25 protein-coding genes are annotated in these 21,191 nt (G+C 55.5%); 15 read left to right on the top strand and 10 right to left on the bottom strand.

The window, feature by feature from the left end; genetic code table 11:
* Positions 1-10: 10 nt before the first annotated feature.
* From bssS to mdtH, 7 genes are all read right to left on the bottom strand, one after another.
* Positions 11-265, bottom strand: coding sequence for a biofilm formation regulator BssS (bssS, locus tag IB226_RS07275; RefSeq protein WP_008103119.1), 255 nt, complete (start codon positions 263-265; stop codon positions 11-13).
* A 278-nt stretch (positions 266-543) separates the two neighbouring features.
* Complete coding sequence (locus tag IB226_RS07270; protein WP_101760862.1) at positions 544-813, bottom strand: hypothetical protein; 270 nt, start codon at positions 811-813, stop codon at positions 544-546.
* Between the two features lie 143 nt (positions 814-956).
* Positions 957-1,202: a DNA damage-inducible protein I gene (dinI, locus tag IB226_RS07265; protein ID WP_101760861.1), complete on the bottom strand. Its 246-nt coding sequence runs from the start codon at positions 1,200-1,202 to the stop codon at positions 957-959.
* Between the two features lie 68 nt (positions 1,203-1,270).
* Positions 1,271-2,317, bottom strand: coding sequence for a dihydroorotase (gene pyrC, locus IB226_RS07260; protein WP_101760860.1), 1,047 nt, complete (start codon positions 2,315-2,317; stop codon positions 1,271-1,273).
* 135 nt (positions 2,318-2,452) lie between these two features.
* Positions 2,453-3,016, bottom strand: coding sequence for a lipoprotein (locus IB226_RS07255; protein WP_192234317.1), 564 nt, complete (start codon positions 3,014-3,016; stop codon positions 2,453-2,455).
* A gap of 111 nt (positions 3,017-3,127) precedes the next feature.
* A complete protein-coding gene (gene grxB, locus IB226_RS07250) occupies positions 3,128-3,775 on the bottom strand; it encodes a glutaredoxin 2 (protein WP_192234315.1) in 648 nt (215 codons plus the stop codon).
* Positions 3,776-3,864: 89 nt separating this feature from the next.
* Positions 3,865-5,067, bottom strand: coding sequence for a multidrug efflux MFS transporter MdtH (gene mdtH / locus IB226_RS07245; RefSeq protein ID WP_192234313.1), 1,203 nt, complete (start codon positions 5,065-5,067; stop codon positions 3,865-3,867).
* 245 nt (positions 5,068-5,312) lie between these two features.
* On the opposite strand from mdtH, the gene rimJ reads away from it, so the two are divergent.
* The 4 genes from rimJ to murJ all read left to right on the top strand — a co-directional run bounded on the left by rimJ (position 5,313) and on the right by murJ (position 9,145).
* Positions 5,313-5,906, top strand: a complete 594-nt coding sequence (gene rimJ / locus IB226_RS07240) for a ribosomal protein S5-alanine N-acetyltransferase (protein WP_101760856.1) — start codon at positions 5,313-5,315, stop codon at positions 5,904-5,906.
* 15 nt (positions 5,907-5,921) lie between these two features.
* On the top strand, positions 5,922-6,563 hold the full coding sequence (locus IB226_RS07235; protein WP_192234311.1) for a DUF480 domain-containing protein: 642 nt from the start codon (positions 5,922-5,924) through the stop codon (positions 6,561-6,563).
* Between the two features lies 1 nt (position 6,564).
* Entirely contained in the window at positions 6,565-7,485 is a 921-nt protein-coding gene (locus IB226_RS07230) for a Gfo/Idh/MocA family protein (protein WP_137385551.1), read from the top strand.
* A gap of 121 nt (positions 7,486-7,606) precedes the next feature.
* On the top strand, positions 7,607-9,145 hold the full coding sequence (gene murJ / locus IB226_RS07225) for a murein biosynthesis integral membrane protein MurJ (protein WP_192234308.1): 1,539 nt from the start codon (positions 7,607-7,609) through the stop codon (positions 9,143-9,145).
* Between the two features lie 299 nt (positions 9,146-9,444).
* Here murJ and flgN read toward each other — a convergent pair whose 3' ends face one another.
* The 3 genes from flgN to flgA all read right to left on the bottom strand — a co-directional run bounded on the left by flgN (position 9,445) and on the right by flgA (position 10,952).
* On the bottom strand, positions 9,445-9,876 hold the full coding sequence (gene flgN / locus IB226_RS07220; protein WP_101760852.1) for a flagellar export chaperone FlgN: 432 nt from the start codon (positions 9,874-9,876) through the stop codon (positions 9,445-9,447).
* 5 nt (positions 9,877-9,881) lie between these two features.
* Complete coding sequence (gene flgM, locus IB226_RS07215) at positions 9,882-10,187, bottom strand: flagellar biosynthesis anti-sigma factor FlgM (protein ID WP_101760851.1); 306 nt, start codon at positions 10,185-10,187, stop codon at positions 9,882-9,884.
* 105 nt (positions 10,188-10,292) lie between these two features.
* On the bottom strand, positions 10,293-10,952 hold the full coding sequence (flgA, locus tag IB226_RS07210; protein ID WP_192234306.1) for a flagellar basal body P-ring formation chaperone FlgA: 660 nt from the start codon (positions 10,950-10,952) through the stop codon (positions 10,293-10,295).
* Positions 10,953-11,105: 153 nt separating this feature from the next.
* On the opposite strand from flgA, the gene flgB reads away from it, so the two are divergent.
* The 11 genes from flgB to flgL all read left to right on the top strand — a co-directional run bounded on the left by flgB (position 11,106) and on the right by flgL (position 21,057).
* Entirely contained in the window at positions 11,106-11,519 is a 414-nt protein-coding gene (flgB, locus tag IB226_RS07205) for a flagellar basal body rod protein FlgB (RefSeq protein ID WP_008103091.1), read from the top strand.
* Between the two features lie 2 nt (positions 11,520-11,521).
* A complete protein-coding gene (gene flgC / locus IB226_RS07200) occupies positions 11,522-11,926 on the top strand; it encodes a flagellar basal body rod protein FlgC (RefSeq protein WP_064740862.1) in 405 nt (134 codons plus the stop codon).
* Positions 11,927-11,938: 12 nt separating this feature from the next.
* A complete protein-coding gene (gene flgD / locus IB226_RS07195; RefSeq protein ID WP_110865917.1) occupies positions 11,939-12,610 on the top strand; it encodes a flagellar hook assembly protein FlgD in 672 nt (223 codons plus the stop codon).
* 25 nt (positions 12,611-12,635) lie between these two features.
* The gene (flgE, locus tag IB226_RS07190; RefSeq protein ID WP_137385553.1) at positions 12,636-13,898 is read left to right on the top strand and encodes a flagellar hook protein FlgE; all 1,263 of its coding nucleotides are present in this window, start codon (positions 12,636-12,638) and stop codon (positions 13,896-13,898) included.
* A 20-nt stretch (positions 13,899-13,918) separates the two neighbouring features.
* The gene (locus IB226_RS07185; RefSeq protein WP_101760847.1) at positions 13,919-14,677 is read left to right on the top strand and encodes a flagellar basal body rod protein FlgF; all 759 of its coding nucleotides are present in this window, start codon (positions 13,919-13,921) and stop codon (positions 14,675-14,677) included.
* Between the two features lie 17 nt (positions 14,678-14,694).
* The gene (flgG, locus tag IB226_RS07180; protein WP_007885801.1) at positions 14,695-15,477 is read left to right on the top strand and encodes a flagellar basal-body rod protein FlgG; all 783 of its coding nucleotides are present in this window, start codon (positions 14,695-14,697) and stop codon (positions 15,475-15,477) included.
* A 60-nt stretch (positions 15,478-15,537) separates the two neighbouring features.
* Positions 15,538-16,248 carry a flagellar basal body L-ring protein FlgH gene (locus IB226_RS07175; protein WP_097094260.1) on the top strand — a complete coding sequence of 237 codons (711 nt, stop codon included), beginning with the start codon at positions 15,538-15,540 and terminating at the stop codon, positions 16,246-16,248.
* 12 nt (positions 16,249-16,260) lie between these two features.
* Positions 16,261-17,367: a flagellar basal body P-ring protein FlgI gene (locus tag IB226_RS07170; protein WP_101760846.1), complete on the top strand. Its 1,107-nt coding sequence runs from the start codon at positions 16,261-16,263 to the stop codon at positions 17,365-17,367.
* Positions 17,367-18,308: a flagellar assembly peptidoglycan hydrolase FlgJ gene (gene flgJ / locus IB226_RS07165; protein WP_192234302.1), complete on the top strand. Its 942-nt coding sequence runs from the start codon at positions 17,367-17,369 to the stop codon at positions 18,306-18,308. The genes IB226_RS07170 and flgJ overlap by 1 nt, the downstream gene beginning before the upstream one ends.
* 118 nt (positions 18,309-18,426) lie before the next feature.
* Complete coding sequence (gene flgK / locus IB226_RS07160) at positions 18,427-20,070, top strand: flagellar hook-associated protein FlgK (RefSeq protein ID WP_192234300.1); 1,644 nt, start codon at positions 18,427-18,429, stop codon at positions 20,068-20,070.
* Between the two features lie 18 nt (positions 20,071-20,088).
* Complete coding sequence (gene flgL, locus IB226_RS07155; RefSeq protein WP_110865921.1) at positions 20,089-21,057, top strand: flagellar hook-associated protein FlgL; 969 nt, start codon at positions 20,089-20,091, stop codon at positions 21,055-21,057.
* Positions 21,058-21,191: the final 134 nt, after the last annotated feature.

Raw genomic sequence — 21,191 nt, 5'->3', positions numbered from 1 at the left:
ATAGTAGAAATTAATGCTTTTGATTGTCGCGTAGGTACTGCTCGGTAGACTCTATTTTTGCAATGCCAGCTTCGAGTAGAGAGATGAACTGTCTGGCTACGTCGGTAGTCAGCCAGTAGGTCGGACCCACGTCAGCTTCTTCTTCTTTCTGCCCCTGCGAGGAGAGCGAGTGCAGGCGAATCATCATGGCGTCATAACTGTCTACGGTGCTGATGTCCCATCCTACCAACGGATGAGTCTGGATGACGTCTTTATTTCTGTCCATTATAACCTCCGTATTACTCGTTAAACGAAGTGCTTCTTGAGGTTCAATGCGGCTGTATCGTGCACTAGCGAAACAATTATAACATGAAATAGCGGGTACAATAGTTAAAAGGTATGACGAACCTAAACAGAGTAAAAATAAACGCGGTTAACATTGCCGTTTAATCGAATAATAAAATGCCCGCAGCGTCAGGCATTTTATTGGAATTATTACTGGCAACACTGACGAAGTTATCGGCTTTTATAAGGGAAAACTTTAGGCCGAAAAAGGGGGCACGTTTATGAGTGTGGCTCGACTGGCAGCAGGCCGTGACGTTTCTGAATCTCTTCCGCCAGCCGGGTAAAATGCTGCTGTAACTGCTCGTCATGGTTCTGGTTTTGCGCTTCCAGCGTCAGGTTGTGGACCAGCAACTGATTGGCGCGATCGTCGAGACAGAAGGTCAAGGTGGCAAACGCATTTTCTAATACGGTTAAGCGGCGCTGTTGCTCAGCAATAAATGCCAGCAATTCTCCGAAGGTCATCGCCTCTTCTGGTTTTTCAGTAGTCATGTAAAACACCTCCTGTAAGCATGACGAGGCAAGAATAGGGGATCGTTTAACATGAGTCTAGATGCAGGAAGTTTTTCTGGCGAGAGGGAAATAAAAACAAAAAAGCCGGATAGCGATACCCGGCAAAAACGGCACAGTGGCAGTTAATCGTTATTGAACCAGTCGTCAGCGCTTTCCCAGGTTTCTTGTAACAGTTCGCTGATGCGTTCGCGTGACTCTTTACAGCCACCAAACACGCTGAGTTGATTGCCGCCGGCATAACGCACTTTGACGTGATGATCGTCGTCGGGGAAATCCTGAGTAATGCGACGAACCAGTTCGACGCTGAGTGCATCCAGTGCACCCGCAGGAAGGGGCGAAGTTTTTGCTACGGTAATTTCAACACGCATAGAAGCCTCCGGGATAATATACTGTTTATTTGTACAGTATAAATTTCCCGAAGGCAAGCAGCAGATCATTATTCTTTGATGCGCCAGTTCAGCGTTTCACCGGCAAGGAAAGGCACCAGCGTGTCATCCGCCAGCGCAATGCTCTCTTCAACCTGCCAGGATTCTCGCACCAGCGTCAGCGTGCCTTCATTCAGCGGCAGACCGTAGAAGTTCGCGCCGTTCTCCGAGCAGAAGGCTTCGAAATGTTCCAGCGCATTCAGCTCCTCAAACACGGTGGCGTACGCCGGCAATGAGGTCGGCGCATTAAACACGCCGGCGCAGCCACAGCTGGCTTCCTTGAGGTGACGCAGATGTGGCGCGGTATCGGTACCGAGGAATACGCGACGATTCCCGCTGGCAACCAGCTTGCGCAGCGCTTCCTGATGGATATTGCGCTTCAGAATCGGCAGGCAGTAAAGATGCGGACGCACGCCGCCCACCAGCATGTGGTTACGGTTGAACATCAGGTGCTGTGGCGTAATGGTGGCGCCCAGCAGATCATTACCGGCTGCCAGATACTCCGCCGCTTCTTTCGTGGTGATGTGCTCCATCACCACTTTCAGCGCCGGGAACTGTTTACGCAGCGGTTCCAACACGGTTTCAATAAAGCGCGCTTCGCGATCAAAAATATCGATGTGAGAATCGGTCACTTCGCCGTGCACCAGCATTGGCATGCCGATCTGCTGCATGCGATCCAGCACCTTAGCGATGGCGGCGATGTTGGTCACGCCGTGGCTGGAGTTGGTGGTGGCGTGCGCAGGATAGAGCTTGGCGGCGGTAAAAGTGCCGTCACGGAAGCCGCGCTCGATCTCATCGGGATCAAGTGAATCGGTGAGATAGCAGGTCATCAGCGGAGTAAAAGCGTGCTCAGCAGGTAACGCAGCCATGATGCGCTCGCGATACGCCACGGCAGCGGCCACGCTGATAACCGGTGGAACCAGGTTTGGCATGACAATCGCACGACCATTTACTGCGCTGGTATAAGGCAGTACGGCGTTAAGCATCGCGCCATCGCGCAGATGGATGTGCCAGTCGTCAGGGCGGCGGATGGTAATGTGCTGAGGTTGGGCTGTCATTCAAAAAGACTCCGGCTGAGAAGAAAACGAGAGGCACGTTTAGGCCGGGGAGTAATCATAAGGATGTGGGCAACCGTTTGCACGGGATTTTATTGTGACAAACAAAAACCGCACCGGAAGGTGCGGTTGCGCGGATTAATCTGTAAACGGAATCACCAATTGGCCCGGTTTCACTTCAATTCCTTTAGCAAGTTTCTTCGCCAGCGCTTCGCCTTTGCTGCGGTCTGCACTCAGCACATAAGCAGGTCTCTCATTAAAGTAGCGCTTCAGCGACTCATTGAGATACGGCGTGAGGGTTTTCATAATCGACGCCATTTTCTCTGGCTGCACCTGCGCATCGACAATCTCCATGTCATGCAGATAAATCGCGCCTTCCTGTGCGTTGTAAACCGGCTGCGCCTTCATCTTCAGCAGCATTTCGGCCTGCTGCGGACCAAACAGCGAGCTGACATTGATGTTGGCTTTACCCGAGAGCGTTATTTTGCCGGGTTCTTCACGGCCAATCTGGCTGTTGAGATCGCTCAGCACAATGTGCGCATTCACCAGCCCGGAAACGCCGATATCTTTTTCGAAGTTATTGCGCTTTTGCAGCGCCTGATTCACTTCCTGTTCGCTGATGGTGTATTGCGTCAATTGGTTACAGCCGCTGAGTAGCACGGCAAAAAGCAGAGCGAAAAGCCCGGTAAACGCCTTTTTCATATTGTCCTCATCCTGATCGAAACGGCAAAACAGCGATAGCCTGCCTGAATCAGCGGCATGTGTCACCAGGAGAGAGATGAGAAGCGCCGCAGCGCCTCTCAGGGATGAAGATTATGCGGCGATGGAGGAGAGCAGATTAACCTGGGTTTGTTTCGCCATGTTGTCGCGATAATCGGCAACGCGGCTTGGCCATTCAATGCCGTTGACCAGCGTCAAGGAGCGCAGCAGCGGGAACAGATGAATATCATCTTCCGACAGTTCGCCATTTACCGCATTGGGTTTGACGATCAGCTTGTCGAGCTGACGCAGATCGTCGCTGATGTTTTTGATTAAGCCCGGCGCGTGTTTACGCAACTCGCTGAAATCGCCCACGCTGGCTTGCTTCTTCTCGCTGAAGTAGCTACGCGCTTCCGGCGTAGCGAATTCGGCGAAGGAGGCATCGGCGATGCGCGGCAGCAGCAGCTTATTGACGTAGCCATTCACGTGGCGCAGCCAGTCGCTGATCGCAGGATTGCTTTTGCCATTGAGCAGCGGTTGGTGATCGTATTTATCTACCAGGCGCACAATATCCATACTTTCCGGTACAGCGCTGCCGTCGGCCTTTTGCAGAATCGGCGCCATTTTCTGGCCGATCAATTTTTTCGGCGTTTGCTCGTCGTCATTTAGCATAACGATGAGTTCTAATGGCAGATTTTTTAAGCCGAAAATCATGCGTGCTTTGACGCAGAAAGGGCAGTGATCGTAGATGTAGAGTTTCATCCCGTTTCTCCTGTGGTTCTAAGGGTGACGGAGGTCACCCTTTTTTCGGACGTGCGGGAAGTATGGAAGAGATCTTTGGCGGGGGCAAATTAGCTGCTGAAAATCGCTGGTGCCACCGAACGCGGCTGGAACTGCCACCAAAGCGCCAAAAGGGTGATCATGCCAACGCTGCTCAGCAGCATCCACGGCAGTTCCGGCAGCGCCCATTGCTGGCCCATATCGAACATCCAGCCGCCGCCGGAGTAGCCGATCAAACCGCCAATCGCGAGGCCGAGTCGGCTGAAGCCCATATAGCTGCCGCGCGCACGCGAACTGGCCAGCGAAGCGCTGAGCGTTTCTCGCGCCGGTTCCGCGATGATTGAGCCCAGATAAAAGAGGGCGATCAGCATAAATAGCGACGGCAGCGAATCGGTCATGCCAACCGGCAGCAGGCTGAACGTCATCAGGAACAAGCCGGCCATCAAACGCGTTTCGAGGCGGAAGCGTTTTTCGCTCCAGCGCGCCAGCGGATAGAGCAGGCTTAATGACAGCAGCGCTTCAATCGCGTACATCCACTTCACCGCAGCAGGCGCCCCGGCCACCTGATTCACCATCACCGGCAGCATCAACATCACCTGCACGGCGAGAATGTAGTAGCCGGTCAAAGTCAGCACGTACAGGCGAAAACGCTTGTCCTGCCAGACGCGTTGCATCCCTTCACGCATCGCAATGCGTTCGGTTGAGATGCGCCACGCCGGTAACCAAACGGCGTTAAACAGCGCAGCAGTGACAAACACCGCCGCGCCAACCCAGCACACCAGACGGAAATCCCACGCCAGCAGCCAGCTACCAATCAGCGCACCCAGCACCGCACCGGCGCTGTCCTGCATCATCAGCAGGGAGAAGAAGCGGCCGCGATCGCGTGCGCGTACCAGTTTCATCACCAGCGCGCTGCGTGGCGGATCAAACAGCGTGCCGCCAAGGCCGGAAAGCAAACAGGCAAACCACAGCAGCCAGGGTTCATGCGCCAGCGCCATGCAGGCAAAACCCGCCGCGCGCATCAGCATACCAGTGACGATCAGCGGACGCGCACCAAAACGGTCGGCAATCGCACCGCCGAAGATGCCGAATCCCTGCTGGACGAACTGGCGCAAGCCAAGCGCAATACCGACCATCAACGCGGCCCAGCCCAGCTGTTCGACAAAATGGATGGAAATGAGGGGAAACACCACGAAAAAGCCCATCACAACCAGCATGTTATCCACTAAAAGAAATGTTTTACCGAGGCGTCGTGCCTGCGCAACCCGAGACATGCCAATTCCTGAGCAAATGAGAGGAGATAAGAGACCAATTGGTCTATCTTCCGCCTGCTCAGCGGCGAAAAACAGCTTTCTCAGGATGATATTTTTTCATCGATTCCACAGAAATATTAATCCTAAATCAGGATGAATCCTGAGGAACGCGTTCAAGGGTTTTACCGCAAGCGGGGTGACGGTTATAGTGAGAAGTATCGCCGCTGGCGTACATCTTTCTTAAGTTATGGATTTCAGGAGTCATGATGTTTGGCTATCGTTCTGCTGGCCCACGCGTGCGCCTCACTACCGATCGCTTAGTGGTGCGTTTAGTACACGAACGCGATGCCTGGCGATTAGCGGATTATTACGCTGAAAATCGTGCGTTTCTCAAGCCGTGGGAACCGGTGCGCGACGAGAGCCATTGTTATCCTTCGGGCTGGCAAGCGCGCCTCGGACTGATCGCCGACATGCATAAACAGGGCTCAGCCTACTATTTTGTGCTGATGGACCCGGAAGAGACCGAAGTGCGTGGTGTGGCGAATTACAGCAACGTGCTGCGCGGCTCGTTTCACGCCTGCTATCTCGGCTATTCACTGGGCGAGAAGTGGCAAGGTCAGGGACTGATGTTTGAAGCGCTCACTACCACCCTTCGCTATATGCAACGCCAGCAACGTATTCACCGCATTATGGCTAATTACATGCCGCACAATCAGCGCAGTGGCGATCTGCTGGCGCGCCTCGGATTTGAAAAAGAGGGTTACGCCAAAGATTACTTGTTGATCGATGGGCGCTGGCAGGATCATGTACTCACCGCGTTGACCTGCCGGGAGTGGACCCCGGATCGTCGTGGACAATAATAAAGGATCACCTCAATGAAAATGGCCTTATCCGCGCAGGCATTGCGCGTGATTGGATGCCTGCTGGAGAAGCAGGTCGCCACGCCGGATCAATATCCGCTCTCCCTTAATGGCGTTGTCACCGCCTGTAATCAGAAATCTAACCGCGAACCGGTGCTCAATCTCAGCGAGATGGAGGTGCAAGCGCAGCTTGATGAGCTGGTGAAAAAGCATCTGGTGACCGCCAATAACGGCTTCGGTCAACGCGTCAGCAAGTATGAACAGCGCTTCTGCAATTCCGCTTTCGGCAATCTGCAACTGAGCAGCGCTGAAGTCGCAGTGCTGACGCTGCTGTTCCTGCGCGGTGCACAGACGCCGGGCGAACTGCGCACCCGCAGCGGTCGTCTGCATGAATTCAGCGATATGAATGAAGTCGAGCAGACGCTTAACGGTTTAAGCACGCGCGAGGATGGCCCAATGGTGGTGCGACTGGCGCGCGAACCGGGCAAACGTGAAAGCCGCTATATGCATCTTTTTGGTGGCGAAGTAGAGGAAGACGCGGCCAGCGCAGAAAGCGTCAGTGACAACGGCGATTTAACCGCGCGTGTCGCGCAACTTGAAGAAACGGTTGCTGAGTTGCAGTCGCAACTGCAACAGCTGCTGCAAAAGGAGCACTAATATGACGCTGCGTATTGGCATTGTAGGATTGGGCGGTATAGCGCAGAAAGCATGGCTGCCGGTGTTATCGCAAGCCAGCGGCTGGCAATTAGCGGGTGCGTTTTCGCCCAATCAGGCAAAGGCGCAACCGATCTGCGATAGCTATCGCATACCTTATTTTGGTCAACTGGATGCGCTGGCCGCCGCCAGTGATGCGGTGTTTGTTCACAGCAGCACCGCCAGCCATTACGAAGTGGTTAAAGCGCTGCTGCTGGCGGGCAAAGATGTGTGCGTCGATAAACCGTTAGCCGAAACGCTGCAACAGGCCGAAGCGCTGGTGGCGCTGGCGGACAAGCAGAAGCGCAAGCTGATGGTGGCATTTAACCGCCGCTTTGCGCCGCGTTATCAGCAGCTGAAAAGTGACATGCCACGCGCCGCCTCGCTGCGTATTGAGAAGCACCGCGCGGATAGCGTGGGTCCACAGGATTTGCGTTTTACCCTGCTGGACGATTATCTGCACGTGGTGGACACCGCGCTGTGGCTGGCGGGCGGCAGCCTGACGCGCGAGTTAGGGCATATCGAGACCAATGACGATGGCGCGATGCTGTACGCCGAACACCATTTCTCCGCCGGATCGCTGCAAATCACCACCAGCATGCATCGTCGCGCCGGGACCCAACGCGAAGTCGTCAGCGCCATCTGCGACGGTGATTACATCGAAATTAACGAGATGCGCGACTGGCAGCAAGAAAACCGCGGCGGCATGGTGCGTGATGTGCCGCCCGCGTGGCAAAGCCACCTTACTCAGCGCGGTTTCAGCGGCGCAGCGCACCATTTCATCCAGTGTGTTGAAAATCAGACGATGCCTGAAACCAGTGGCGAACAGGCGCTGGCGGCGCAGCGTCTGGTGGAAAAATTGTGGCGCGATGCCGAACGTGAATAATTCCTTGTAACACTCAATGCTGGTCATTTCCCGCCGTGGCAGTAGACTATCGCCGGACATCACGGGATGTCCGCGCTAAGTCGCTCATTTCTCCGACACTTTTCAGGATGCGCCACTCAATATGAATTTGTTGAAATCGCTGGCTGCGGTCAGTTCGATGACCTTGTTTTCCCGCGTACTGGGCTTTGCCCGCGATGCCATTGTGGCGCGCGTTTTCGGCGCCGGAATGGCAACCGATGCCTTCTTTGTTGCCTTCAAACTGCCGAACCTGCTGCGCCGTATCTTCGCTGAAGGCGCGTTTTCTCAGGCGTTCGTGCCGATCCTCGCGGAATATAAAAGCAAGCAGGGTGAAGATGCCACGCGCGTGTTTGTCGCTTACGTCTCCGGATTACTGACGCTGGTGCTGGCGGCGGTGACCGTGTTAGGGATGATCGCTGCGCCCTGGGTGATTGTGGTGACGGCGCCAGGCTTTGCCGATACCGCCGATAAATTTGCCTTAACCAGCGCACTGCTGCGCGTCACCTTTCCCTATATTCTACTGATCTCGCTGGCCTCGCTGGCGGGCGCGATCCTCAATACCTGGAACCGGTTTTCCGTGCCGGCGTTTGCGCCGACGCTGCTGAACATCAGCATGATTGGTTTTGCTGTCTTCGCTGCGCCGCATTTTAATCCGCCGGTGATGGCGCTGGCGTGGGCCGTGGTGGTCGGCGGCGTGTTGCAGCTGTTCTATCAGTTGCCGCATCTGAAGAAGATTGGCATGCTGGTTTTACCGCGTCTGAATCTGCGCGATGCGGGCGTGTGGCGCGTAATGCGTCAAATGGGGCCGGCGATCCTCGGCGTGTCGGTGAGCCAGATTTCACTGATCATCAACACCATTTTCGCCTCCTTTTTGGTTTCCGGTTCGGTTTCGTGGATGTACTACGCCGATCGCCTGATGGAGTTTCCTTCCGGCGTGCTGGGCGTGGCGCTGGGCACCATTTTGCTGCCCTCGCTGGCGAAGAGTTTTGCCAGCGGTAATCAGGAAGAGTATTCACGGTTGATGGATTGGGGCCTGCGTCTATGCTTCCTGCTGGCGTTGCCGAGCGCAGTGGCGTTGGGCATTTTGTCCGGGCCGCTGACGGTCGCGCTGTTCCAGTACGGCAAGTTCACCGCGTTTGATGCCCTAATGACGCAGCGCGCGCTGATTGCCTATTCAGTGGGTTTGATGGGGCTGATCGTGGTGAAAGTGCTGGCACCCGGCTTCTATTCTCGTCAGGACATCAAAACTCCGGTGAAAATTGCCATCGTGACACTGATTGTGACGCAGCTGATGAACCTGGCGTTTATCGGCCCGCTCAAACATGCCGGTTTGTCGCTGTCGATCGGTCTGGCCGCTTGCCTGAATGCTGCGCTGCTGTACTGGCAACTGCGTAAGCAGGATATCTTCCAGCCGCAGCCTGGCTGGTTCGGTTTCCTGACCCGTTTGCTGATTGCCGTAGTGGTAATGGCCGCAGCGCTATTTGGCATTCTGCAGGTGATGCCAGCGTGGGAAGAGGGGCAGATGTGGTGGCGCCTGATTCGTCTGGCGGCGGTCTGCGCCATTGGCGGCGGCGCATACTTTGTGATGCTTGGTCTGCTCGGCTTCCGCCCGCGCGACTTCGCGCGCCGCACGCTGGTATAAAATTATGCTCCCACGCAGACGGAAGTTTGTTTTGGTCCGGCGGTCCTCGCGCCGCTTCGCGGTACCTTCACTGCGTACGTCAGCCTGACGGACCGGCTCAGACGGGACTTCCTTGTCCCGGCTGAGCTTTTCGCCCGCGTCCTGCGGGCAAATCCTGGCTTCCTTTCTCCGTTCAGCGCTGCGGATGCCTGCCCAAAACAAACTTCCGTCTGCTGCTTATCACTGGTGCGCTGTGCTTAAAAGCACAACAAAAAGGCCGCCATCCCAAAAGATAGCAGCCTCTTCAAACCCACTTTTTTCTACCCTTTACGACTTAGCGTCGCCTGACCTTTACCCAAACCATCCGGGCCGTAAAACGCCTGGGTTTGGTGGGGTCGCAACACCGCCAATGCTTCATTGGTGTAGCCGATTTGATGCTGCAACAAAATCCCGTTATGCGTATTGGCATCGCGCAAGCGGCGCGTGTGCTGCTGAATACGCATCCAGCGGCTTTCGCGATCGCTGTGATCACCATAGGGCGCCTGCGTGCCGAGCGTTTTCTCGGTGGTGCGGCGCATCTCGTCCAGATAATTCAACGTCGTCAGCAGCGCGCTTTTATCTTCAGAAATACGCTGCAGCAGGTTGCCATTGATCTGGCCGGCAGAAAGTTGCTGTTGTTCTTCATCCATTACCACCGCAAGGGATGTCAGCACGTCCTGCATTTTGTCTAAGGTGATCAGCAGATGGTCCATTGGGATTAGTTACCCTCTAAATACGCCTTGGTATCGGCGATCAGCGCGTCGGCGATCTTACCGGTATCCATTTTCAATTCGCCATTACGAATGGCCGTCTTCAGCTGCTCAACGCGCGCTGTATTAATATCTTTGCTGCCAGGCTGCATCAGTTGCGCCTGCGCGGTACTCAACTTCACTTCCGCACCGCTTTCGCTGGTGGTGCTGGCTGCGGGCGTCGCGCTCTGACGCACTTTGCTGCTGTTATCGTTATTGTCGCGTGTTTGAACAGTGCTAACCGGATTCGTAGGCTGCGTTCTGTCGATGCTCATGGTAAGGCTCCTGTAAGGTCAGTTGGGGGTCAGCCAACTGAGTCAGCATAGGGTAATGTCTTTGTTGATATCTCTATCGGCAGAACAACAGGGTTCTTTAACGCTTTATAGCGATATCAGAATATTCCCATCCGCGTCGACGCGACCACTGACAACCTGACCATTTCCCATCCTCACGCGCACCATTTGTGCCGCGCTGGCGTTGTTCAGCGCACGTCCTTCGCTGCTGGCATTAAACCCGTTTCCACTGGCGACTACCATCACATTTTGACCGGCTTTTACGCGCCACGGCTGACGTACCATGGTGGCGGTGACCGGCTGTCCTGGCGGGATATCGCGCAGCGCGACCGCATCGATGACGCCGCTGCTGTCCATCAATGCGCGTGCTGGCAGTTCATCGAGGCGTCCGGTTGCCAGACGCACGTCCGTCGGGCTGAGATTGCTGCCGCGCGCCACCTGACGGCTCGCCACCAGATATTGCCCGGTGACCTGTACCTGGACCTGCAGAAAACGACGATTTTGATCGCAGTTAGCAGCGATGCTGATGTTGCCCCACTGACGGCTATTGCCCGGCAGCTGCAGTTCAGGGGTTTCGCAGTTTGGCCACTGCGCCTGTGGCGTACGCACCACCACCGTCATGCCCGCGGCATGTTGTGGGTCGCGCGCTTTAAAAAATTGGGTCAACTGCGCGGTAAGGTCCGCAGCAGAGCTGGGTAGCGCCAGTGCCAGCAAAAGTGTGGCTAGCAAGGTGGAATATCTGCGCATAACGCCTCCTGACGAGAAGATGGCACTGAGTCTACGCCTCGCGCAAAAAAATCAATGTCAAAAATAGCCGTCATTTTTGCTGCTATTCAGACGATCACCCTTGCATTTGTCCACTTAAGCTGTCAGCTCGAAATTCTCATTCGCGGAGGAAGCATGCTCGACAAACTCGATGCCGCGCTGCGATTTGGTACTGAAGCGTTAAACCTACGTGCTCAGCGTCAGGAAATCCTGGCGTCAAACATTGCCAACGCCGATACCCCGGGCTACCAGGCGCGGGATATCGACTTTGCCAGCCAGCTGAGCAAGGTGATGCAAAACGGTCGCGCCGAAGGCAGCAGTCTGGCGCTGAATGTGACGTCCTCACGCCACATTGAAGCGCAAACCAACTCTCAGCCGTCACTGGATCTGCTGTACCGCATTCCCGATCAACCCGCCGCGGATGGCAACACCGTGGATATGGATCGCGAACGTACGCAGTTTGCTGATAACAGCCTGAAATACCAAACCGATCTCACCCTCATCAGTAGCCAGATCAAAGGCATGATGAGCGTTCTGCAGGGGCAATAAGCATGGCATTGCTGAATATCTTTGATATCGCCGGTTCTGCGATGACAGCGCAATCACAGCGCCTCAACGTCAGCGCCAGTAACCTGGCCAACGCCGACAGCGTGACCGGCCCAGATGGCCAGCCTTACGTGGCGAAGCAGGTGATTTTCCAGACCGACGCCGCACAAGGTGCAGCCACCGGCGGCGTGAAGGTCGCTGGCGTGGTGAACGATCCTACCCCGGCAAAACTGGTGTACGACCCGGGCAATCCGCTGGCGGATCAGAAGGGCTACGTCAAGATGCCAAACGTTGATGTGGTGTCCGAAACCGTTAACACCATGTCCGCGTCGCGCAGCTACCAGGCCAACGTTGAAGTGCTGAACACGGTGAAGTCAATGATGATGAAAACTCTCACTATCGGTCAGTAACGGAGAACGAATATGAGCGTAGCAGTAGGAATTAAAGACAGTCTGGACCCAACGGTACTGACCTCCAGTAGCGCTTCGAGCGGTAACTCTTCCGCCGACCTGCAGAATCAGTTCCTGAACATGCTGGTGGCGCAGCTGAAAAACCAGGATCCCACTAATCCTATGGATAACAGCCAGCTCACCACGCAGTTGGCACAGATCAACACCCTGAGCGGTATTGAAAAGCTGAATACCACGCTGGGATCCATCTCCGGCCAGATCACTACCAGCCAGTCGCTGCAGAGTTCAACACTGATTGGTCACGGTGTGATGGTCAATGGTTCGCAGGTATTGGTGGGCAGCGGTACGACTACGCCGTTTGGCATTGAGCTGGCGACAGCGTCCACGGCCACCAGTGTCACGATTAAAGACAGTAACGGCGCCACGGTCCGCACCATTGACCTCGGCAAACTGAGCTCTGGCGTCCACACCTTCTCGTGGGACGGCAAGCTGGATGACGGTTCTACCGCCGCGGATGGCAAATATTCTGTTTCGCTGGCCGCCAGCAATGGCAGCACGCAACTGGTGGCGCAGCCGCTGAACTATGCCTACGTCAATGGCGTCAGCACCACTGATGGCACCACAAAACTGGATCTCGGCACCATGGGCTCCGCAACCCTCGATGAAATTCGTCAGATTCTCTGATTAACCTTTTAGCAGGAGAGATTACATGTCTTTTTCACAAGCGGTGAGCGGCCTCAATGCTGCCTCCAGCAATCTGGATGTGATTGGTAACAACATCGCCAACTCCGCCACAGCCGGTTTTAAATCCAGCACCATTGCTTTTGCCGATATGTTTGCCGGCTCTAACGTGGGTTTGGGTACCAAAGTTGCCGCCGTCATTCAGGACTTTGGTGATGGAAGTACAACGTCAACCAGTCGTGGACTGGATGTGGCACTGAGCGGCAACGGTTTCTTCCGCATGACCGACGCCAGCGGCGGCGTGTTCTATTCCCGTAACGGCCAGTTCACGCTGGATGCCAACCGTAACCTGGTGAACACCCAGGGTCTGAATGTCACCGGCTATCCGGCCAGCGGCACACCGCCAACCATTCAGACCGGTGCCAACCCAGTGGCGCTGAGTATTCCAACCACGCAGATGGGGGCACGTGCAACAACAACAGCTACCCAGGTTGCCAACCTGAACTCCACCAGCACCACCCCGACGGTCACTCCGTTTGATAAGTCCAACGTTGATAGCTACAACGCGAAAACCACCATGACGGTGTATGACACGCAGGGTAACGATCACCAGTTAGACATGTACTACATCAAAACGGCGGATAACACCTGGACCGTGCATATGGTTGACTCCACCACCGGTAATGAAGTCGGCAATACTGCGGGCGGTGACAACCTGGGTTATCAGATGCAATTTGATGCTAACGGTAAGCTGACGCAGGTGGGGAAAATCACTGCAGCGGGTGTTGCTGACACCAGCGCTTCCCTGGCAAACCTGGTTGTGGACGGCACCAACGGGGCGAATGGCATGAACATCAGCCTGAGCATGTTGGGTAGCCTGCAGCAAAACACCGGTGCGACCACTTTTGGTAACCCAACGCAAGACGGTTATCAGCCTGGCGATCTCACCAGCTACACCATCAATGATGACGGCACCATTACTGGCACCTACTCCAACCAGAAAACCCAACTTCTGGGACAAATTGTCTTGTCGAGTTTCTCTAACCCGGAAGGTCTGAAGTCTGAAGGTGACAACGTCTGGTCTGCCACCAGCTCATCAGGTCAGGCCGCCACTGGTCTGGCAGGCACCGGTACTTACGGCAACCTGACTTCAGGTGCGCTGGAAGCGTCCAACGTCGATATGAGCAAAGAGCTGGTGAACATGATCGTTGCGCAGCGTAACTATCAGGCCAACAGCCAGACCATCAAAACTCAGGACCAGATTCTTAACACCCTGGTTAACTTACGTTAATTCGCTAACGGGATTGCTTTATGGATCACGCAATATATACCGCCATGGGCGCGGCCAGTCAGACGTTGGATCAGCAGTCGGTAACGGCCAGCAACCTCGCCAACGCCTCAACGCCAGGCTTTCGTGCTCAGCTCAACGCGTTGCGCGCGGTGCCGGTCAGCGGCTGGTCGCTGCCGACGCGTACGCTGGTTGCCGCTTCCACGCCGGGCGCCGATATGTCACCGGGCTCGATGGACAACACCGGCCGCACGCTGGATGTGGGCGTTGCGCAGGACGGCTGGTTGGCAGTGCGTGCCGCTGACGGTACCGAAGCTTATACCCGCAACGGCAACATGCAGATCAGCGCGACCGGTATTTTGACTATTCAGGGCAATCCCGTAATGGGCGATGGGGGTCCGATCGCCATCCCGCAAGGCGCTGAATTGACCATCGCGGCAGACGGGACCATCACCTCGCGTAACGCCGGTGATGCACCCAATGCCACGGTGCAGATTGGTCGCCTGAAGCTGGTGCGCGCCACTGGTAAAGAGATGCAACGCGGTGATGACGGCATGTTCCGTCCTAATCAGCAAACCCAGGCGACGCGCGGCGCTGCGCTGGCAAATGATGCCACCATGACGGTGATGCCCGGCGTGCTGGAGGGCAGTAACGTCAAGCCGGTGGAAACCATGGTCGATATGATCGCCAACGCCCGACGTTTTGAGATGCAGATGAAAGTGATCTCCAACGTCGATGAAAACGAACAAAAAGCTAACAGTTTGCTCAACATGAGCAGCTAAGGCGTAAGGAAAACACCATGATTCGTTCTTTATGGATCGCCAAAACCGGTCTTGACGCTCAGCAAACCAACATGGACGTCATCTCCAACAACCTCGCGAACGTAAGCACCAACGGCTTTAAACGTTCGCGCGCGGTATTCGAAGATTTGATGTACCAAACCCTGCGTCAGCCGGGCACGCAGTCGTCAGAGCAAACCACGCTGCCGTCTGGTTTGCAGATAGGTACCGGTGTGCGTCCTGTCACCACTGAACGTCTGCATCAGCAGGGTAACCTGTCGCAGACCAGCAACTCGAAAGACGTGGCGATTAACGGCCAGGGTTATTTCGAAGTGCAGATGCCGGACGGCACCTCGGCGTATACCCGTGATGGTTCATTCCAGGTTGACCAGAACGGTCAGCTGGTGACTAACGCCGGTTATCCGGTACAGCCAGGCATCACTATTCCGGCCAACGCCACCAGCATCACGATCTCGCGCGATGGCGTGGTGAGCGTGACGCAGCAGGGCCAGACCAATCCGGCGCAGGTCGGTCAGCTGACGCTGAGCACCTTTATGAACGATGCGGGTCTGAACAGCCAGGGTGAAAACCTCTATCAGGAGACGCAGGCATCCGGTGCGGCGACGCAGAGTACGCCAGGCCAGAACGGCGCGGGTCTGCTGTATCAGGGTTATGTCGAAACCTCGAACGTCAACGTGGCGGAAGAGCTGGTCACCATGATTCAGACGCAGCGTGCCTACGAGATCAACAGTAAAGCGATCAGCACCTCCGATCAGATGCTGGCGAAGTTAACCCAGCTGTAATGCTGGTGTCGTTGGGCCAGCTCCGCTGGCCTGATTAAGCAACATGAAGAAGGTCAAAAAGTGGCGAAGCAAGTGATTCTCAAGCCTGGTCATTGGTTGGTAGCCACGCTGCTACTCACGCTTAACGGTTGTGCGCTGGTTCCGCGCACACCACTGGTACAGGGATCGACTACGGCAGAGCCGACGCCATCCGCACCGCCGGTGGTGAACGGTTCCATTTTTCAGGGCGTCGCACCGCTGAACTACGGCTATCAGCCGCTGTTTGAGGATCGTCGTCCACGCAACATTGGCGATACATTGACGATCACCTTGCAGGAAAACGTCAGCGCCAGCAAAAGTTCTTCGGCCAATGCCAGCCGCGATGGCAGCAACAGTTTTGGTGTGACGGGTGTGCCAACCGGCCTGAGCGGTCTGGTGGGTGCTGGTGGCGAAAAAGCCACGCTGGATGCCAATGGCAAAAATGACTTCGCCGGTAAAGGTGGCGCGACGGCCAACAACACCTTTACGGGCACCATCACCGTCACCGTCAATCAGGTGTTGTCGAACGGCAACCTGCGCGTGGTGGGTGAGAAACAGATCGAAATTAACCAGGGCACCGAATTTATCCGGTTCTCGGGCGTGGTTAACCCACGCACCATCAGCGCCAGCAACGCGGTGCTGTCAACGCAGGTGGCCGATGCACGTATTGAGTACGTCGGAAATGGTTATATCAATGAAGCGCAGACGATGGGCTGGTTCCAGCGTTTCTTCCTGAACGTCTCGCCGATGTAAGAGGTAGTAACAATGAATATGACGACTCTGCTCCGCCTGAGCCTTGGCATGCTGCTCGGTTTCAGCTTACTGGCGCATGCTGACCGCATACGCGATTTGACCTCCGTGCAGGGCGTGCGCGACAACCAGCTGATCGGTTACGGTTTGGTGGTGGGCCTTGATGGTACCGGTGACCAGACCACCCAAACGCCGTTCACCACCCAAACCGTGAGCAACATGCTCTCCCAGCTCGGCATTACTGTGCCGGCTGGCACCAATATGCAGCTGAAAAACGTAGCGGCCGTGATGGTGACCGCCAAGCTGCCAACCTTTGCGCGTCAGGGGCAAACCGTTGATGTGGTGGTTTCTTCGCTGGGTAACGCCAAGAGTTTGCGCGGCGGTACGCTGCTGATGACGCCGATGAAAGGCGTCGATAACCAGGTTTATGCGCTGGCGCAGGGTAACATTCTGGTCGGCGGTGCCGGCGCTTCTGCCGGTGGCAGCAGCGTGCAGGTTAACCAGCTGAACGGTGGCCGCATTACCGGCGGTGCCACGGTAGAGCGTGAACTGCAGAGCAACTTTGGTAGCCAGAACACCATTAACCTGCAGCTGAATAACGAAGACTTCAGCATGGCGCAGCGCATTGCCGACGCCATCAACAGCCGTGGGATTGGTTCGGCGCAGCCGCTGGATGCCCGTACCGTGCAGATTCGCGTCTCGCCGAATAACAGTTCTCAGGTGCGTCTGCTGGCCGAAATTCAGAACCTTGATGTTGCGGTGCCGCTCGAAGATGCCAAGGTGATTATCAACTCACGTACCGGTTCGGTGGTGATGAACCGCGAAGTGACGCTGAACACCTGTGCGGTGGCGCAGGGCAATCTGTCGGTTACCGTCAATCAGCAGCAGAACGTCAGTCAGCCGGATACGCCGTTGGCGGGTGGGCAGACTGTGACCACCAACAATACCCAGATCGATCTGCGTCAGAGTGGCGGCGCGCTGCAACGGGTGAACGCCAGCGCCAACCTCAATAACGTGGTGCGTGCGCTGAATGCGCTGGGTGCGTCACCGATTGAGCTGATGTCGATTTTGCAATCGATGGAAAGCGCAGGCTGCTTGCGCGCCAAACTGGAAATTATCTGATGAACGATACGCAATCGCTGGTGAATGCGGCGTACGACAGCCGCTCGCTGAACGACCTGAAACGCGAAGCCGCCGCCGACCCGAAAGGGAAGGCGATGCAGGTGGCCAAACAGGTGGAAGGGATGTTCGTGCAGATGATGATGAAAAGCATGCGTGCAGCGCTGCCGCAGGATGGCCTGCTGAGCAACGATCAGACGCGGCTTTTCACCTCGATGTACGATCAGCAGATTGCGCAGGACATCGGCAAACGTGGTCTCGGCATGGCCGATATCATTGTTAAGCAGATGCAGCCCGCTCAGGAGCCGGACGAAACCGCCGGTACGGTGCCGATGAAGCTGGATAACAGCTTCATCTATAGCAACCTGCCGTCGAATCAGCTGGAGCAGATGGTGCGTAAAGCGGTGCCGCGTTTGCCGGTCTCGCCCAGCAGTTTGCCGAGCGACAGCAACGACTTTATCGCACAGCTGGCGCAGCCGGCGCAGGTCGCCAGCCAGCAGAGCGGTATTCCGCATCACCTGATTCTGGCGCAGGCCGCGCTGGAATCCGGCTGGGGCCAGCGACAGATTCTGACGCGTGACGGCAAGCCGAGTTACAACGTGTTTGGCATCAAGGCGAGCGGCGACTGGAAGGGCGAAACCACCGATATCATGACCACCGAATACGAAGGCGGGGCAGCGAAAAAAGTGCGCGCCAGTTTCCGTGTGTATGGTTCCTATATGGAAGCGCTCAGCGATTACGTCAAACTGCTGTCCAATAATCCTCGTTATGCCGCCGTTGCCAACGCACCGAGTGCCGAGCAGGGCGCGCGTGCCTTGCAGGCCGCCGGTTACGCCACCGATCCAAAGTATGCGCAGAAACTGGTGGGAATGATCCAGCAATTCAAAAGCATGGGCGAAAAAGTGGTGAAGGCGTACAGCAACGACATCACCGATTTGTTCTGATTTTTGCTCTCAAGTTTCACTTAAGCACGCCGATAACAATCACATGCCGCGGGCGTTCTCGTCCGCGCAATCGCACTGATGACTGCCAGCCCGGTTAACGGGAAATTAAGGAACCGAGATGTCCAGCATAATTAACTCAGCGATGAGTGGGCTGAGCGCCGCACAGGCTGCATTAAGCACCACCAGTAACAACATCAGTAATTACACGGTAGCGGGCTATTCGCGTCAGACGGCGATTTTGTCGCAGTCGAACAGCACCTTGCAGGGCAACAGCTATTACGGCAACGGTGTCACGCTCTCCGGCGTACAGCGTGAGTATGACGAGTTCATCACCGCCCAACTGCGTGGCTCCAGCGCCAACTACAGCGCGGTGAACACGCAATACAACCAAATTTCCAACATTGACGATCTGCTGTCGACGTCGACCACCAGCTTGTCGACCTCAATCCAAAGCTTCTTCACCAACGTGCAGAACGTGGTGAGTAACGCCAACGATCCCTCGGCGCGTCAGTCAATGCTGAGCTACGCCCAAGGCCTGGTGAACCAATTCCAGACCACCGCGCAGTATCTCAACAATATGCAGAATAGCGTTAATACGGATATCGCCTCTAACGTCGATCAGATCAACACCTTCACCAGCCAGATTGCCGACCTGAACAGCCAGATCGCCAAGCTGACCACCGGCGGTGGCGCGGCGCCGAACAATTTGCTGGATCAGCGCGATCAGCTGGTGAATAGCCTGAACAATGTGGTGGGCGTGAACGTATCCCAGCAGGACGGCAGCTATATTGTCTCGATGGGCAGCGTGACGTTGGTGAATGGTAAAAACTCCACCAGCTTAGTGGCGATGCCGTCCAGCAGCGATTCAACACGTACCACTGTCGGTTATGTCGATAAGCAGGCGGGTAACGTTGAAATCCCTGAGAAGACGCTAACCACCGGTTCACTCGGCGGTTTGCTGGCGTTCCGCACCCAGGATCTGGATACCGCGCAGAATCAGCTCGGCCAGTTAGCGGCAGCGTTCACCACCAGCTTCAATACTGTGCACAGCGAAGGTTATGACAGCAACGGCGACCAGGGGGGCAACTTCTTTAATATCGGTTCGCCAACCGTGGTGGGTAACAGCAAAAATACCTCAGCGGCTACCATTACGGCGGCATGGTCAGACACCAGCGCGATGAAAGCCTCTAACTACACCGTAAGTTATGATGGCAGCAACTGGTCGGTGACCCGCATGTCTGACAACGTGAAGTTTAGCGTTACGCCAGATGCGACCGACGGCACCCTCAACTTTGATGGCCTGAAACTGACGGTGAGCACCTCACCCGCGCCTAACGCGAAAGACAGTTTCCTGGTCAAACCGGTCCAGAACGTCATTGCGGGCATGTCGGTCGCGATCACCGATGAGTCGCAAATTGCTGCGGCATCCAGCGCAACCAGCGGTGAAAGCGATAACCGTAACGCGCAGAAATTGTTGGATCTGCAGGATAGCAAGCTGGTGAATGGTAATGCGACCATCGCCCAGGCTTACGCCAGCATTGTCAGCACCGTCGGTAATAAAACCAGTACATTAAAAACCGCGAGCACCACCCAGGAGAACGTGGTGACACAGCTCAGCGATCGCCAGCAGTCAGTATCGGGGGTCAACCTTGATGAAGAGTATTCGAATCTGACTAAGTATCAGCAGTTCTATATGGCGAACGCGCAAGTGCTGCAAACAGCGAGTACCATTTTTAATGCGCTGATGGGCATCCGCGGCTAAGCATAGAGGATAAAAACCATGCGTCTTAGTACCAATATGATTTTCAACCAGCAGGTGCGCGGGATCACCGATTCGCAAGCTTCCTGGTTAAAAGTGGGTGAGCAACTCTCTAGCGGACTGCGCGTCAGCAATCCTTCGGATGATCCTATCGCCGCCTCACGTGCCGTCGTGCTTTCGCAATCGCAGGCGAAAAGTACCCAATATGCCACGGCACGCAGCTTTGCCGATCAGAGCTTGTCGATGGAAGAGAACGCACTCTCCAGCGTGACCAGCAGCATCCAGGATGCGCAAACCATGATTGTGTATGGTTCTACCGGTACGCTGAGCGACGATGACCGTGCTTCTATTGCCACCAAATTAGAAGGCATTCGCTCACAATTACTTAATCAGGCCAATAGCCGTGATGGTAATGGACGATACATTTTTGCGGGCTATCAGACTGATGTTGCACCTTTCAGCGATGCCGGTGCGCCGGCCGGTGTCACTTATGTGGGTGGCGCGGATGCCATTACGCAGAAAGTCGATGATGGTCGCACGATGGCGGTGAGTAGCACAGGATCGTCAGTATTTATGTCAATAACCAGCAACGCGAAAGCCGAGCCGGACGGCAGTCCCAGCGAGACCAATCTGTTTAACATGCTCGATAGTGCAATTGCAGCGTTAAAAACGCCGCAGGATGATGCTGATGATGCAACCAAGCAGGTTTTCCAGGATGCCATGGATAAAACCAACCGTGGCTTGAGCAACTCCTTGAACAACGTGCTGGCAGTGCGTTCAGCCGTGGGCTCACAGCTGGCTGAACTCGATACGCTGGACGCTCAGGGTGATGACCGTGACACCATTATGGCATCGCAAATGACGGATCTGGTGCAGGTTGATTACACCCAAGCCATTTCAAGCTACACCATGCAACAAACCGCCTTGCAAGCTTCGTATAAGACCTTTACCGATATGTCGAAGCTGTCACTGTTCCAGCTTAATTCGTAATTGACCTGAACCTTTGAGCGTACTTTAACCGGGTGCGCTTAGTTTCTCCCACCGCCTTTCGGGGCTGTGGGATTTTTTTTGCCTGTTATTCAGGTCGCCATAAATGCCGCCTGCAGGCAATAAAAAACCCCGGA

It is taken from the genome of Pantoea sp. PNT03, assembly GCF_014852515.1.
Classification (GTDB): Bacteria; Pseudomonadota; Gammaproteobacteria; order Enterobacterales; family Enterobacteriaceae; genus Pantoea; species Pantoea leporis.
This window is presented reverse-complemented; position numbering and strand designations above follow the sequence as displayed.

What these genes read in the sequence shown, in the direction of transcription:
- bssS (WP_008103119.1), bottom strand. Translation starts at nt 265, where the DNA reads ATGGACAGAAATAAAGACGTCATCCAGACTCATCCGTTGGTAGGATGG.
- IB226_RS07270 (WP_101760862.1), bottom strand. Translation starts at nt 813, where the DNA reads ATGACTACTGAAAAACCAGAAGAGGCGATGACCTTCGGAGAATTGCTG.
- dinI (WP_101760861.1), bottom strand. Translation starts at nt 1,202, where the DNA reads ATGCGTGTTGAAATTACCGTAGCAAAAACTTCGCCCCTTCCTGCGGGT.
- pyrC (WP_101760860.1), bottom strand. Translation starts at nt 2,317, where the DNA reads ATGACAGCCCAACCTCAGCACATTACCATCCGCCGCCCTGACGACTGG.
- IB226_RS07255 (WP_192234317.1), bottom strand. Translation starts at nt 3,016, where the DNA reads ATGAAAAAGGCGTTTACCGGGCTTTTCGCTCTGCTTTTTGCCGTGCTA.
- grxB (WP_192234315.1), bottom strand. Translation starts at nt 3,775, where the DNA reads ATGAAACTCTACATCTACGATCACTGCCCTTTCTGCGTCAAAGCACGC.
- mdtH (WP_192234313.1), bottom strand. Translation starts at nt 5,067, where the DNA reads ATGTCTCGGGTTGCGCAGGCACGACGCCTCGGTAAAACATTTCTTTTA.
- rimJ (WP_101760856.1), top strand. Translation starts at nt 5,313, where the DNA reads ATGTTTGGCTATCGTTCTGCTGGCCCACGCGTGCGCCTCACTACCGAT.
- IB226_RS07235 (WP_192234311.1), top strand. Translation starts at nt 5,922, where the DNA reads ATGAAAATGGCCTTATCCGCGCAGGCATTGCGCGTGATTGGATGCCTG.
- IB226_RS07230 (WP_137385551.1), top strand. Translation starts at nt 6,565, where the DNA reads ATGACGCTGCGTATTGGCATTGTAGGATTGGGCGGTATAGCGCAGAAA.
- murJ (WP_192234308.1), top strand. Translation starts at nt 7,607, where the DNA reads ATGAATTTGTTGAAATCGCTGGCTGCGGTCAGTTCGATGACCTTGTTT.
- flgN (WP_101760852.1), bottom strand. Translation starts at nt 9,876, where the DNA reads ATGGACCATCTGCTGATCACCTTAGACAAAATGCAGGACGTGCTGACA.
- flgM (WP_101760851.1), bottom strand. Translation starts at nt 10,187, where the DNA reads ATGAGCATCGACAGAACGCAGCCTACGAATCCGGTTAGCACTGTTCAA.
- flgA (WP_192234306.1), bottom strand. Translation starts at nt 10,952, where the DNA reads ATGCGCAGATATTCCACCTTGCTAGCCACACTTTTGCTGGCACTGGCG.
- flgB (WP_008103091.1), top strand. Translation starts at nt 11,106, where the DNA reads ATGCTCGACAAACTCGATGCCGCGCTGCGATTTGGTACTGAAGCGTTA.
- flgC (WP_064740862.1), top strand. Translation starts at nt 11,522, where the DNA reads ATGGCATTGCTGAATATCTTTGATATCGCCGGTTCTGCGATGACAGCG.
- flgD (WP_110865917.1), top strand. Translation starts at nt 11,939, where the DNA reads ATGAGCGTAGCAGTAGGAATTAAAGACAGTCTGGACCCAACGGTACTG.
- flgE (WP_137385553.1), top strand. Translation starts at nt 12,636, where the DNA reads ATGTCTTTTTCACAAGCGGTGAGCGGCCTCAATGCTGCCTCCAGCAAT.
- IB226_RS07185 (WP_101760847.1), top strand. Translation starts at nt 13,919, where the DNA reads ATGGATCACGCAATATATACCGCCATGGGCGCGGCCAGTCAGACGTTG.
- flgG (WP_007885801.1), top strand. Translation starts at nt 14,695, where the DNA reads ATGATTCGTTCTTTATGGATCGCCAAAACCGGTCTTGACGCTCAGCAA.
- IB226_RS07170 (WP_101760846.1), top strand. Translation starts at nt 16,261, where the DNA reads ATGAATATGACGACTCTGCTCCGCCTGAGCCTTGGCATGCTGCTCGGT.
- flgJ (WP_192234302.1), top strand. Translation starts at nt 17,367, where the DNA reads ATGAACGATACGCAATCGCTGGTGAATGCGGCGTACGACAGCCGCTCG.
- flgK (WP_192234300.1), top strand. Translation starts at nt 18,427, where the DNA reads ATGTCCAGCATAATTAACTCAGCGATGAGTGGGCTGAGCGCCGCACAG.
- flgL (WP_110865921.1), top strand. Translation starts at nt 20,089, where the DNA reads ATGCGTCTTAGTACCAATATGATTTTCAACCAGCAGGTGCGCGGGATC.